General features: G+C 64.7%; 14 protein-coding genes. 4 read left to right on the top strand and 10 right to left on the bottom strand.

Going from position 1 to position 12774, the window contains the following annotated elements; all coding sequences use genetic code 11:
- Window positions 1-9 precede the first annotated feature (9 nt).
- The 6 genes from fusA to HBE63_RS01180 form a co-directional block, all read right to left on the bottom strand.
- The gene (gene fusA / locus HBE63_RS01205) at window positions 10-2112 is read right to left on the bottom strand and encodes an elongation factor G (protein WP_166902578.1); all 2103 of its coding nucleotides are present in this window, start codon (window positions 2110-2112) and stop codon (window positions 10-12) included.
- An 87-nt stretch (window positions 2113-2199) separates the two neighbouring features.
- On the bottom strand, window positions 2200-2670 hold the full coding sequence (rpsG, locus tag HBE63_RS01200) for a 30S ribosomal protein S7 (RefSeq protein ID WP_155916076.1): 471 nt from the start codon (window positions 2668-2670) through the stop codon (window positions 2200-2202).
- A complete protein-coding gene (gene rpsL / locus HBE63_RS01195; protein WP_003881867.1) occupies window positions 2670-3044 on the bottom strand; it encodes a 30S ribosomal protein S12 in 375 nt (124 codons plus the stop codon). The genes rpsG and rpsL overlap by 1 nt, the downstream gene beginning before the upstream one ends.
- Before the next feature lie 271 nt (window positions 3045-3315).
- Window positions 3316-3939 carry a TetR/AcrR family transcriptional regulator gene (locus HBE63_RS01190; protein WP_243858428.1) on the bottom strand — a complete coding sequence of 208 codons (624 nt, stop codon included), beginning with the start codon at window positions 3937-3939 and terminating at the stop codon, window positions 3316-3318.
- 79 nt (window positions 3940-4018) lie between these two features.
- A complete protein-coding gene (locus HBE63_RS01185) occupies window positions 4019-4498 on the bottom strand; it encodes a DUF3558 domain-containing protein (RefSeq protein WP_371814867.1) in 480 nt (159 codons plus the stop codon).
- Between the two features lie 53 nt (window positions 4499-4551).
- On the bottom strand, window positions 4552-5130 hold the full coding sequence (locus HBE63_RS01180; RefSeq protein ID WP_166902576.1) for a DUF3558 domain-containing protein: 579 nt from the start codon (window positions 5128-5130) through the stop codon (window positions 4552-4554).
- Between the two features lie 131 nt (window positions 5131-5261).
- On the opposite strand from HBE63_RS01180, the gene HBE63_RS01175 reads away from it, so the two are divergent.
- From HBE63_RS01175 to HBE63_RS01160, 4 genes are all read left to right on the top strand, one after another.
- A complete protein-coding gene (locus HBE63_RS01175) occupies window positions 5262-5639 on the top strand; it encodes a DUF3060 domain-containing protein (RefSeq protein ID WP_166902574.1) in 378 nt (125 codons plus the stop codon).
- Between the two features lie 32 nt (window positions 5640-5671).
- Complete coding sequence (locus tag HBE63_RS01170; RefSeq protein WP_208301274.1) at window positions 5672-6088, top strand: DUF3060 domain-containing protein; 417 nt, start codon at window positions 5672-5674, stop codon at window positions 6086-6088.
- 120 nt (window positions 6089-6208) lie between these two features.
- The gene (locus tag HBE63_RS01165; protein WP_166902572.1) at window positions 6209-6643 is read left to right on the top strand and encodes a MarR family winged helix-turn-helix transcriptional regulator; all 435 of its coding nucleotides are present in this window, start codon (window positions 6209-6211) and stop codon (window positions 6641-6643) included.
- A gap of 528 nt (window positions 6644-7171) precedes the next feature.
- Entirely contained in the window at window positions 7172-8521 is a 1350-nt protein-coding gene (locus HBE63_RS01160; protein WP_208301273.1) for a hypothetical protein, read from the top strand.
- Between the two features lie 79 nt (window positions 8522-8600).
- Here the strand turns inward: HBE63_RS01160 and HBE63_RS01155 are convergent, their stop codons facing one another.
- The 4 genes from HBE63_RS01155 to HBE63_RS01140 form a co-directional block, all read right to left on the bottom strand.
- Window positions 8601-9365 (bottom strand): crotonase/enoyl-CoA hydratase family protein, encoded by a 765-nt coding sequence (locus HBE63_RS01155; RefSeq protein ID WP_166902569.1) that lies wholly within the window; start codon window positions 9363-9365, stop codon window positions 8601-8603.
- Window positions 9362-10093: a PaaX family transcriptional regulator C-terminal domain-containing protein gene (locus HBE63_RS01150; protein WP_243858426.1), complete on the bottom strand. Its 732-nt coding sequence runs from the start codon at window positions 10091-10093 to the stop codon at window positions 9362-9364. Before HBE63_RS01150 ends, HBE63_RS01155 begins: the two co-directional genes overlap by 4 nt.
- Before the next feature lies 1 nt (window position 10094).
- Entirely contained in the window at window positions 10095-11015 is a 921-nt protein-coding gene (locus HBE63_RS01145; protein ID WP_166902567.1) for a crotonase/enoyl-CoA hydratase family protein, read from the bottom strand.
- Window positions 11016-11115: 100 nt separating this feature from the next.
- Window positions 11116-12744 carry an acyl-CoA dehydrogenase family protein gene (locus HBE63_RS01140; protein ID WP_166902565.1) on the bottom strand — a complete coding sequence of 543 codons (1629 nt, stop codon included), beginning with the start codon at window positions 12742-12744 and terminating at the stop codon, window positions 11116-11118.
- Window positions 12745-12774 lie beyond the last annotated feature (30 nt).

Genomic DNA, 12774 nt, shown 5'->3' with positions numbered 1-12774 from the left:
GCGACGAGCTTACTGACCCGTCGCCTTAGCGATGATCTCCTTCGACACGTTCGCCGGAACTTCGGCGTACGAGTCGAAAACCATGGAGTAGTTCGCCCGGCCCTGGGTCTTCGACCGAAGGTCTCCGACGTAGCCGAACATCTCCGACAGCGGCACCAGCGCCTTGACGACGCGCGCACCGCTGCGCTCCTCCATGGCCTGGATCTGACCACGGCGGGAGTTCAGGTCGCCGATCACCTCACCCATGTAATCCTCGGGTGTGGTGACCTCGACAGCCATGATGGGTTCGAGGATGGTCGGCTGTGCGGCCTGCGCAGCCTTCTTCAGCACCTGCGAACCCGCCACCTTGAACGCCATTTCCGAGGAGTCGACCTCGTGGTAGGCGCCGTCGAGCAGCGTCAGCTTGAGATTCACCAACGGGTAACCGGCCAGCACGCCGTACTGCATGGCGTCCTGCGCACCGGCATCCACCGACGGGATGTACTCACGCGGGATGCGGCCACCGGTGACCTTGTTGTCAAACTCGTAGGTGGCACCGTCCTCGCCCACGAAGGGCTCGATGCTGACCAGAACCTTCGCGAACTGACCCGAGCCACCCGTCTGCTTCTTGTGGGTGAACTCGACCTTCTCCACCTTGCGGCGGATGGTCTCGCGGTAGGCCACCTGCGGCTTGCCGACATTGGCCTCGACCTTGAACTCGCGGCGCATGCGGTCCACCAGGATGTCCAGGTGCAGCTCGCCCATCCCGCCGATGACGGTCTGGCCGGTCTCCTGGTCCAGGTGCACCTTGAAGGTCGGGTCCTCTTCGGCCAGCTTCTGGATGGCCGTGCCGAGCTTTTCCTGGTCACTCTTGGTCTTGGGCTCGATGGCCACCTCGATGACCGGGTTGGGGAACGTCATCGACTCCAGCACGACCTGTTGGTTCGGATCGCACAGGGTGTCACCGGTCGTGGTGTCCTTGAGGCCGATCACGGCGTAGATGTGGCCGGCACTGGCGGATTCCACAGGGTTTTCTTTGTTGGCGTGCATCTGGAACAGCTTGCCCAGACGCTCCTTCTTGCCCTTGGTCGCGTTGATGACCTGCGCACCGGACTCCACCTTGCCCGAGTACACGCGAACGTAGGTGAGCTTGCCGAAGAAGGGGTGCACGGCGATCTTGAACGCCAGCGCGGCGAACGGCTCGTCGGTCGACGGCTTGCGCAGGATCTCTTCGTCCTCCTTGCCGGGGACGTGGCCCTTGACGGACTCGACATCCAGCGGCGAGGGAAGGTAATCGATCACGGCGTCCAGCATCGGCTGCACACCCTTGTTCTTGAACGCACTGCCACACAGCACCGGGTACAGCTCGCTGTTGACGGTCAGCTTGCGGATCGCGCCCTTGATCTCCTCGATGGTGAGGTCCTCACCGCCGAGGTACTTCTCCAGAAGCGCCTCGTCGGTCTCGGCGACGGTATCCATCAATTCGCTGCGGTATTCGGCGGCCTTGTCGGCCAGATCCGCGGGGATCTCGACGATCTCGTAGCTCTCACCGAGCTTGGTCTCGCCGCGCCACACCTTGGCATGCATCTCGACCAGGTCGACGATGCCCTCGAAGTCGTTCTCGGCACCGATCGGCAGCTGGATCACCAGCGGCTTGGCACCGAGGCGGTCCTTGATGGTCTGCACGGTGAAGTAGAAGTCCGCGCCGAGCTTGTCCATCTTGTTGACGAAGCAGATACGCGGCACGTCGTACTTGTCGGCCTGACGCCACACCTGCTCGGACTGGGGCTCAACACCCTCCTTGCCGTCGAAGACGGCAACGGCGCCATCAAGAACACGGAGCGAACGCTCCACCTCAACGGTGAAGTCGACGTGCCCCGGGGTGTCGATGATGTTGATCTGGTTGTCGTTCCAGAAGCAGGTGACGGCTGCGGAGGTGATGGTGATACCACGCTCCTGCTCCTGCTCCATCCAGTCGGTGGTGGAGGCACCGTCGTGCGTCTCACCGATCTTGTAGTTGACGCCGGTGTAATAGAGGATGCGCTCGGTCGTCGTCGTCTTGCCGGCGTCGATGTGCGCCATGATGCCGATGTTGCGGACCTTGTTCAGGTCTGTCAGCACGTCCTGTGCCACGGAAGTCTTCCCAACTCTTTCGCTTGCTTGATTAGGTGTTCGATTGCGCGCCGACCGGCACCCGACGCTGGATGCCGGGCGCGGGTATCACCAGCGGTAGTGCGCGAAAGCTCGGTTCGCTTCGGCCATCTTGTGAGTGTCCTCGCGACGCTTCACAGCGGCACCCAGGCCGTTGCTCGCATCCATGATCTCGTTGGCGAGGCGCTCGACCATGGTCTTCTCGCGACGGGCCTTGGAGAAGCTGACCAGCCAGCGCAGGGCCAGGGTGGTGGAGCGCTCGGGGCGGACCTCGACCGGAACCTGGTAGGTGGCGCCACCGACGCGGCGGCTGCGCACCTCGAGGGCGGGCTTGACGTTGTCGAGAGCGCGCTTGAGAGTGACGACCGGATCGGTGCCGGTCTTGTCGCGAGCCTGCTCCAGCGCACCGTAGACAATGCGCTCGGCCAGTGATTTCTTGCCGTCCAGCAGAACCTTGTTGACCAGCTGGGTGACCAGCTGCGACCCGTAGACCGGATCGTTGACCAACGGACGCTTCGGCGCGGGACCCTTGCGCGGCATCAGCTCTTCTCCTTCTTGGCGCCGTAGCGGCTACGGGCCTGCTTGCGGTTCTTGACGCCCTGGGTGTCCAGCGACCCGCGGATGATCTTGTAACGGACACCCGGAAGGTCCTTCACACGACCGCCACGCACCAGCACCATCGAGTGCTCCTGCAGGTTGTGACCCTCACCGGGGATGTAGGCCGTGACCTCAACCCCACTGGTCAGCTTGACGCGCGCGACCTTGCGAAGCGCCGAGTTCGGCTTCTTCGGGGTGGTTGTGTACACGCGGGTGCACACGCCACGGCGCTGCGGGCTGCCCTTGAGGGCCGCGGTCTTGACCTTCGCGACCTTGTCGCGGCGACCCTTGCGGACCAGCTGGTTGATGGTTGGCATGTACCGGCTTTCTCTGTGTTGCTCTTTGCTGTTCTAAGTCTCTGTACTGCAGTTATCCCCCGGCCGCTTACCCCGCGCCCGGGCGTGTCACATGTGCTTACACCGGTGGAATTCCGATGCGTGTTAGACATGCAGATTGGCCCGGCGTGCGGGCACGCTTGCGAAACACTCAAGCCGCATGCGCCTTCCGGCCAGGCACGATCTACCACGATACCAGGGCTGGCCGCGCCGAACCAAACCCGCTCACGACGACCTATTCCCAGGTCAGACGCTACGACCCCAGTTGCCCCATACCAGAGGCCAACCGCCGCAGCATATCGGTGAACACCGCATCGGTGTCGATGTCGTCCATCACACCAGTCATTTCCAGCAGTACAAAGCCGTGTAGGGCAGACCAGAACTGCAGGGCGGCGTAGAAGGCGTCCTCGCCCTCCAGCCCATAGGAAGTCAGCACCTGGATGACCGGTCCGGCCGCGGCCCTGGTGGCAGCCGAGTACTCCGGATCGTCTCCGCCGAACGGCATCCGGGTGAACGCGGAGTAGCGACCGGGATGGTGGTGGGCGTAGCTGCGGTAGGCACTGGCCATCACCGACACCGCATCGTCACGGGTGCGGCCGGAACCGACGGTGTTGAGCATCTCGATGATGTCGTCGATCACGCGCATGCGGACCGTCCGTCGCAGGTCGTCCAGGCTGTCCACGTGGTTGTAGAGCGACGGACCCTTCGTACCGAGCTGGTTGGCCAGTGCGTTGATGGTCAGCGCGTCCCAGCCCTCACGGTCCAGAAACGTCAATGCCGCATTGACAATGGCGTCACGGCTGAGCCTGGTGGTCCGCGCCGGCCGGGACTGGGAACGTCGTGTGCCAGCCGCCTGTGGCTCCGGCCGAGCTGACATGTACGCACTGCCTTCGAGTCGATGTGATTGACGCCGCTGTTGGGGTCGCCGTGAACTGTAGCCCCTCAGACAGAGCAGATCAGTTGACCCGGCCCTGACTGAGCCGGGCGAGTTTCTCGACGACCTGACACAGGTCAGGCAGCGTGGCCGGATTCATCGTCTGGATCGACCAGGTGATGACGTCCTCGCCCTTGGCCACGTAGATGCTGCACACATTCGCGTCGGCCGCCCGAAAGCCCTTGTTTCCGTCGATCGACAGCTCGGTGAGGGTGCGCCCGGCCCGGGTCTCCAATGTCCGTTCGGTGTCCATGTCACTGCCCCGGTACCACCACGTGGAGATACCCATCCCGGCACCGAAGGTGCCCAGTACCGAGTTCTCCTGCCAGAAGCACCCGGTGTCGCTGACCACAGCCTTGGTGAACATCGAGGATCCGACGGCATCGGCGATGTCAGCATCGGTGATGCCGTTGCAGTCCACGCCGTGGAAACCGCTGCCGGGGGACGCAGGCTCGGGGGCCGACGACGTGTCCGTCGGCCCGCACGCGGTCAGCAACGCCACCCCGGCTGCGAAGCCGGCCAGACACCTCGCGGCGAGGCAATGGTGCGCCACGGTCAGAGTTCCGATTGAAGGGTGGCCGAGAGCAGCTTCTTGGCGTCCTGGCACGGGTCACCCATGCCGGCCGGTCCGCCATTGCCCGCACCGCGGAACTGCACCCACCAGCTGATGACGCCCGACCCGGCCGAAGCGGTCGCCGAGCAGGCCGCGCCGGTGACATCGCGGCGTGCGAGGAATGCCTGGTGGCGTTCGACGACAGTGTCGGTGATCTCGGCATCACGGCTGCGGGCCACCGCCCGCTCCCGCTCCAGGGACCCCTTCTCGAACCAGGAGAAGATCACGTCGAGCATCGCGAGTGGGCCTGCCGTCGGCGCCGGTCCGGCCTTACGCGACAACACGTACTGGCAGACCGCCCCGCTGTACGGGCGCACCACGTTGTCGGCGGCCAGGATCTCCTGGATCGTGCTGTCGACGAGCAGCCCGCACCGGTCGTCGACATAGCCGAAACTGCGATCGGGATCGGCGGTATCGGCCGACGCGCGCTCGGCAGCCCCGTCGATGGTGCGCGAACACCCCGCGACGGTCACCACGGCTGTGACTGCCACGGCAGCAGCCTGAACAACACACCGACGCATTGCTGAACACGGTACCCAGCACCGACACCACACGCGACCTGTCGGCAACCGCCCGTCAAAGTGGCCAACCCTTGCCGTTACCGCAAGTGCGCCACGTACTCTTCTCGCAGCGGATCGGAAGGGGACTCACCGTGAGTTGGAAAGTTGTAGGCCGGGTAGTGGCTGCGGGCGCCCTCACGTTGCCGCTGACGCTGACCGTCGGCGCACCCGGCGCGGCGGCCAAGAACGGTGACACCACCATCACCGGCCAGAGCACCGAACAAACCGTGGACTGCAACAACGCCACGCTGTTGGTCAACGGGTCCAACAACCGGGTCAATGCGATGGGTACCTGCTGGGCGATCACGGTGCAGGGGACCTCCAATGTGATCGTCGCCGACAACGTCATCAACGACATCACGGTGTACGGCTGGGACCAGACGGTGTTCTTCAAGAACGGCGACCCGATAATCGTCGACCGCGGCCGCGAACTGGCGATGGTCAACCAGATCAGCCGCGTCCCCGCCTGACGAAGTCTGAGGAAGAAAGCAGAGATAGACCCGTGCTCATCCGTTTCCCCCACACCCAGCTGATCCTCGGAATCGGCGCCGCTGCCGCCGCGCTCGCCCTGGCGGCCTGTGGATCCGAGAGCTCGGACACCAATACCCCGAGCGCCACGGCGGGATCGTCCGGCGTCAACGTCGAGGTCGGCAACACCATCAACTACATGTCGGTCGGCACCACGACCGACATCGACTGCGCCGACGGCAAATCGCTCACAGTGGGCGGCACCAACAACACGCTGACCGTCAAGGGCACCTGCGCCAACGTGAACATCGGCGGATCCGACAACAAGATCACCTTCGAGCGGATCGACAAGGGGCTCACCATCATCGGGCTCAACAACACGGTCAGCTACGCCGCGGGCGACCCGAAGGTCACCAACACCGGCAGCAACAACAAGGTCAACAAGGGTTAGCCACTCTGTCTCAGAGTCGTTGCCTGTCAGAACTTTTCGCACGACGAATGTGTTGCGCCTGAAGGCATTCTGACGGAAACCGACCTTCTCGAGCGCCGCGGATTGTTAGCATCATCCGCTGTGGAGGATAGCGAGCAAGAGTGCTGGCAGCGCTTCCTCGATTCATCGACTCAGCTTTGCCAGAACGTGGACCAAACGCTGATGGACGAGCACGATCTCGCACTGGTCGATGTCCTGTTGCTCGAATTGCTGACCAAGTCAGAATGTGGATCCGCTCGAATGGGCGACCTTGCCCGGTCCCTGGCGCTGATTCCCAGCCGCGCCACCGCGCGGGTCCGACGTATGGAATCACGCAGGCTGATCACCCGTACGACCGATCAGCACGACCGGCGGTCGGTACACGCCACCATTACCCACGCTGGTCGCGCACACCTACAGAACGCCATGCGCACCTACGCACGAGCCGTTCGCGAGCTTTACCTGAATCAGCTGTCGCGCACTCAGATGACGTCGCTGGGTGATTGTTGCCGGCGCATCAACACCGCCCTTCGCTGATCCACTGCTACGCCGACTGAATTCATTCTTCTGGTCCATCGAAGTATGTCGGAGAGTCCACGGCACCGCCGCAACAAGGCTCGAACCTCGCATCGCCCGTGCCCAATCTGCGGCGTAGGCCAGCGCATCACGACCGAGTTGCTGTGGACCAGGACACTCGATCGCCAACTCCGACGACTGTCCTTCATAGATCGACCCCCCAATGACGAGCCGCCAACGCCCCAAAAAACCGGATATTCCACCTTTTCGATCGATCCACCGGCCCGTGGACCGGCCCGATGAACAAGTTTCAGTTTCTCTCAAACTACTTGCGTATCAAAATATTTTTACACTTCACTTAGTTTGCTATTTACGCGCGGAGCAGCCAGAGAGCACGCCCTTTACCCGAACCCTGAATTGCCGATGACCGGTGGCCGAGCATCGACCGGCGGTCAGTTTTCTTCAAAGAGCAACTATCGGCGATGCCTCCGGTACCTTCAGATGCATTCAAAATCACGTGAGAGAAATGGAATCTCAATGCACTCAGCCATGCGATCGACCCTCACCGCCGGCATCGCGTTGGCCGGCGCCGGCGCCATCGCGGTGGGTCCGATCAGCCCGGTCACTTCACCGCTGCCCGACGCCACGGTCGCGACACCTCATGTCTCATCGGCGTCGGTCCAACTCACCGCACTCGCCGACGAACTCGAGAACCCATTCGCCGTCGACCCCATCACGGCATGGATGAATGTCTTCGAGCCTGCCTTCGAGAATGTGGCGCAAATCGGCGGAGAAATGGCCGCCAACCCATTTCCGATCCTGCAGCAGGTCATCGCCAATCAAATGGCCAACGGACAGCTACTCGCGACCTCGCTCGACGCAGCTGCCATGAGCTACATCCAGTTCTTCACGTCGGCTGAGGACTACCGGCTGAAGTTCTTCGTCAACCAGGCCGTCGACTATCTCGCGGCGGGCAATGTCGCCGGCGCGGCAAGCGTTCTCAGCAATGTCGTGTTCCGTCTCTTTGCTTTTGCCAACCCACTGATCAATACGATGCAGATCCCCTTGGGTATGGGCCGCAACCTCCTGAACGCCCTCTCTGCGGTGCCTGATCTGCTGATGCCCCTGGGCCTCGGCGTACTGAATCCGGTGGAGAGCGTGATCAATGTGTTGGGAGACAGTGCCCAAAACATTCTCGACGCCGCCGAGGCCGGCGATCCGGCCGCGGCCCTCAATGCGCTCGTCAACACTCCCGCTGTGCTCACCGGCGCAGTTCTGAATGGGTACTACAACGGTATCGCGGCAGGGACATCCGGCCTGCTCACCGCGGCAGATGCGGTGTTCAACCGCGGCCTGGTCCAGAGCCTCCTGGTGACCTTGCCGCAGACGATCGCGACAGCCATCGGCTGGCAAAAGCCGAGCGTTCCGGAGGTTCCAGCGACCACCGAGGTGGACGAGCCGACTACACCAACCGATGTGACCGCTGACGTAGCCGCGGACACACCGATGGTCAACGGCAAGGCGCTGGCCGCCACCCGGGAGCTGGGCGATCCCGCTGCCGACCTCACCCGCGCCGTCGGCCGCATCGCGGACTCCACCGCCGCGGCCGTCAAGACCGTCACACTGTCCGTCACACCGCAGCGACCGGTCGTGGATACCCCCGCAGCAGGTACCCCAGCCGGTACTGAGGCCGAAGCCGAGCCGGCCGACACGTCGGCTGCATCGGATACCTCAGGCACGAAGAACACTCGGACAGAACGGAATACCAGCAGATCGGCCAAGCGGGTGGTCGGGACGGTGAAGAACGTGGCGAAGGCGCAACGCGACACGGCCAAGCACGGCACCAAAGCACGCAGCGGCGGCGCCAAGCACCGTGCCGGTGGTGATCACAGCAAGTAGCCGGCTGACCCGCGCAACGGCGCGAACGGCGCTCGGCGGGGACATCCCAGCCGAGCGCCGTGCCTGCAGTCGGTGAGGCTTACGCGCTCGCGCCGTGCCGGCCGGCGCCTCGGGCGAACCGTCCCGCTCCGTGAGCGGCTTCGTGTTTGACGCGCTCGATGCTGGCGAATTCGAATTCCATTGCCGTCTGCTCGGATTCGCCCCACTGATGCAGTGCCGAGAGGCGGTCGGCACGCATACATTGCTGAGGAAGCCGGGAAAGCTCGACGGCGAGCTCCTCGGCCGCCGCGCGGGCCTGCCCGGTCGGCACCACCCGGTTGGCCAGGCCGATCGCGTGGGCTTCGGCGGCGTCGACGGCACGCCCGGTCAGGATCAGGTCCATGGCGCGGCTCTGCCCGATCAGCCGGGGCAGCCGCACGGTGCCGCCGTCGATCAGGGGCACTCCCCACCGGCGGCAGAACACGCCCAGCACGGCGTCCTCCTCGACCACCCGCAGGTCACACCACAACGCCAGTTCCAAACCGCCGGCCACCGCGTGGCCGCTGATCGCGGCGATCACCGGCTTGGACAACACCATTCGGCTCGGTCCCATCGGCCCGGGCCCGACAGAGTCCAGCCGGTTCATCTCGGGCGTACCAAAGGCTTTGAGATCGGCGCCGGCACAGAACGTGCCGTTGGCGCCGGTCAACACCGCCACCGCGGCGTCGTCGTCCGCGTCGAACTGCTCGAACGCGGCGAACAGGGCCGCGGCGGTGGGCCCGTCGACCGCATTACGGGCGTGCGGGCGGTCGATGATGACCGTGGTCACCGCACCGTTGCGTTCAACCCGGACAGCTTTGGTCACGTTGCCTCCATGAGTTCGTTCTGATCGCGCCGATCAACGAGTTCGGCCGCGAAGTCGTTGTAGGCCTTACGCAAATCGGCACCCGGCCAACTACGCGGCTGCAGCTCGTCGGGCAGAACCGGGTCCGAAAGAAGGTGACGCACAATGCCCGCGGCCGCGACGAACCGCCCCGGAACGTCGGCCGCGTCGGCCATCTCGTCCAACAACTGCTCGCCGGTGCGCCGCCAGCCCGGAAGGTCCCACAGCGCGGCGGCCAGACCGGCCGGATCGTCGTCCCGGGTGTGCAGAACCCGCACCCGGTCGGTGATCTCCTGCGGCAAGGCCTGATCGAGATTGTCCGGGCGCATCCACACACCCTCGCGCAGTTCACCGAACCGGTACTGCTGCAGGGCATTCCGGAGCGATGCCCGGGTACGCGCATCAGTACCGACGCTGGTGATGACCAGTGTCAGCCATTGACCGTCATACTCACGCAACTGCGGATCGATCGCGTCGTCCTGGCGGCGCTGACGGGTCAACAGCCGGTCCGACAGCCGGTAGCCGTCCTCGGAGCGAACCAGGTCACCGGCACTGACCATGCGAGTCAGCGCCACCCGCAGCGTCGGTTCTTTGATGTCGAAATCCGCCGTCAGCCTGATCAGCTCGGCCGCACTCGCCCACGCCGGATGCGCGCCGAGCAGCACGCTCAACACCACCGAGCGAGCCGCCATCCGTTTGAGCACGACCATCTCAGACCCCGGAAGACCTGCGCCCGTAGTCACCCATCGGCTCGTCACGGTGGCGCACCGCTTCGCGGAAGCCGTGCTCTTGCGCGTCGGCGACGAATGCGTGCCCCTCGGGGGTGTGCCGCGCGATGCCGTCGAACACCGTGCTGACCATCCGGCTGGTCGACACACCCTGCTGCAGCAACGCGGAATTGCAGGCCAGCTTGGCCATGATGAGCTGGTTGACCGGCATGGCCGCGATACGTGCAAGCAGACGCTCGACTCGATCGTCCAAATCCTGAGGCTCAGGCGCCTCGACGGCCAGACCCCATTCGGCGGCCTGCGCGCCGGTGATGCAGTCCCCGGTGAACAGAAGGCGTTTGGCGCGCTGATCCCCCAGTCGGTGCGCCCACAGACCAGCCGCCGGAACACCCCATACCCGCATCGGCGGGTAGCCGATCTTGGCGTCGGCGGCAGTGATCACCTGATCGGCGTGCAGCGCAATATCGGTGCCACCGGCCACGCAGTAGCCATGGATCTTGACCACTGTCGGCTTGTCGGCATGCATCAGGCTGGAGAAGCCGCGAACGAACCGGCTCATCATCTGATAGTCCACCATCGGATCCCACGGTTGGTCCGGAAGATGGTTGATCGCCTGGGTTTTCCCGGACAGCACGGTGCCGTCGTAGCGGCCTCCCCCGGCCTCGCCGGTTCCGTCGGCGTAGGCCGACAGGTCGAATCCGGCGCAGAAGCCCTCGCCGCGACCGGATACCAGGATCACGTGGACATTCGGGTCCAGGTCCGCACGCTCGACCAGGGCCTGCAGTTCCAGCGGGGTGTCGGCGACGATCGAGTTGCCTTTTTCGGGACGGTTGAACGTGATTCGGGCTATCCGGTCGGTGACCTCATAGGTCATGGTCTTGAGATTGTCGAAGTCGACGGTCATGCGCTCACCCCTCCCCGGCGAATTCCCCCGCGAGCAGACGCAAACCCGTACTGAATTGCCTGAAATTGTGCGGGTTTGTGTCTGCTCGCCATGGAAAAGGTCATCCTTTGACCAGTGCCCGCTCGAGGATCGGTGCCAGGTCCAAGCCGGTCGGCAACGTGCCGAAAGCCTGGCCCCACTGCCCGCCGAGCCGGCTGGCCAGGAACGCCTCGGCCACGGCCGGGTGACCATGACGCACCAGCAGCGCGCCCTGCAGGGCCAGCGAGATGTCCTCGGCGACCTTGCGGCCCCGGTAGGTGATGGTCTCCAGGTCCTGCAGATCGTTCTGCAGGGTGGTGACGTGGCGGTCCAGCCGGGGATCCTGCCCGGCCGTCTTGGACAGTTCGTCGAAGAGAACCTCGACGCTCTCGGGCCGGGTTGCCATGGCGCGCAAGGTATCCAGCGCGCTGACATTGCCCGAGCCTTCCCAGATGCCCATCAGCGGGGCCTCGCGGTACAGCCGGGGCATGCCGGATTCCTCGACGTAACCGTTGCCGCCCAGGCATTCCATGGCCTCGGCGGCATGCGGGGTGGCCCGCTTGCACACCCAGTATTTCCCGGCGGCCAAGCCGATGCGGCGCAACAGCGACTCGCGCTCGTCGCCGCGCACGGCCTTGTCGGTGGCACCGGCCATCCGCATCGCCAGCATGGTCGCCGCCTCGGCCTCCACGGCCAGGTCAGCCAGCACATTGCGCATCAGCGGCTGATCGATCAGATAGGCGCCGAACGCCTTCCGGTGCTGAGCGTGGTGCACGGCGCGGCTCAGGCCGCTGCGCATGCTGGTCGCGCTGCCCAGCGTGCAGTCCAGCCGGGTGAGGTTGACCATCTCGATGATGGTCGGCACGCCGCGACCCTCCTCGCCGACCAGCCAGGCGGTGGCGCCGTCGTACTCGACCTCACTGGAGGCGTTGGCATGATTGCCGAGCTTGTCCTTGAGCCGCTGCAGGAACATCCGGTTACGGCTGCCGTCGGGCAGGATGCGCGGCAGGAAGAAACAGCTCAGGCCGCCAGGAGCCTGGGCGAGTACCAGGAAGATGTCACCCATCGGGGCCGAGGTGAACCACTTGTGGCCACGCAGCGAGTAGGTGCCGTCACCGTTGGGGGTGGCCTCGGTGGTGCCGGCGCGAACGTCGGAACCACCCTGCTTCTCGGTCATCGACATGCCCGCCGTGATACCGGCTTTCGTCGTCGCGACCTTGAGTTCCGGGTCATACACCCGGCTGGTCAGCAGCGGCTCGTAGATCGCGGACAGCTCCGGGTTGAATCGGAGCGCAGGCACCACGGCGTAGGTCATCGAAATCGGGCAGACATGCCCGGGTTCGACGGTCCACACCGAGGTCTTGGCGGCACGCACCACATGCGAGCCCGCACGGTCGTCAGCCCACGGGGCACCGTGCAGGCCGTGGGCGACGGCCACATTCATCAGCTCGTGATAGGCCGGGTCGTATTCGACCTCGTCGATCCGGTGACCGTAGCGATCGTGGGTGTGCAGCACCGGCTGGTTGCGGTCCGCCAGCTCGCCCCAGCGCTGAGCCTGGGCGCTGCCGTTGATCGCGCCGAGTTCGTGGACCTCGTCGATACCCCACTCCCCACCTTCGCGGATGAGCGCCTCGGCGAGCACCGGCGAGGTGGCGGGGTTGTAACCCTCCAGCACGGGGACCTGATTGGTGACGACATGCGTATCAGCCATGCATCCAGTGTTACAAATTTCCGACAACTG

The sequence above is a fragment of the Mycobacterium sp. DL440 genome (assembly GCF_011745145.1).
Lineage (GTDB): Bacteria > Actinomycetota > Actinomycetes > Mycobacteriales > Mycobacteriaceae > Mycobacterium.
The sequence above is the reverse complement of the archived record's forward strand: the minus strand, read 5'-3'. Positions and strand labels throughout refer to the sequence as shown.

Bases quoted from the DNA above. Each gene is read 5' to 3' on its own strand.
- rpsL (WP_003881867.1), bottom strand. From the start codon at position 3,044: ATGCCAACCATCAACCAGCTGGTCCGCAAGGGTCGCCGCGACAAGGTC.
- HBE63_RS01160 (WP_208301273.1), top strand. From the start codon at position 7,172: ATGCGATCGACCCTCACCGCCGGCATCGCGTTGGCCGGCGCCGGCGCC.
- HBE63_RS01150 (WP_243858426.1), bottom strand. From the start codon at position 10,093: ATGGTCGTGCTCAAACGGATGGCGGCTCGCTCGGTGGTGTTGAGCGTG.
- HBE63_RS01145 (WP_166902567.1), bottom strand. From the start codon at position 11,015: ATGACCGTCGACTTCGACAATCTCAAGACCATGACCTATGAGGTCACC.
- HBE63_RS01140 (WP_166902565.1), bottom strand. From the start codon at position 12,744: ATGGCTGATACGCATGTCGTCACCAATCAGGTCCCCGTGCTGGAGGGT.
- HBE63_RS01180 (WP_166902576.1), bottom strand. From the start codon at position 5,130: ATGCGTCGGTGTGTTGTTCAGGCTGCTGCCGTGGCAGTCACAGCCGTG.
- HBE63_RS01190 (WP_243858428.1), bottom strand. From the start codon at position 3,939: ATGTCAGCTCGGCCGGAGCCACAGGCGGCTGGCACACGACGTTCCCAG.
- rpsG (WP_155916076.1), bottom strand. From the start codon at position 2,670: ATGCCGCGCAAGGGTCCCGCGCCGAAGCGTCCGTTGGTCAACGATCCG.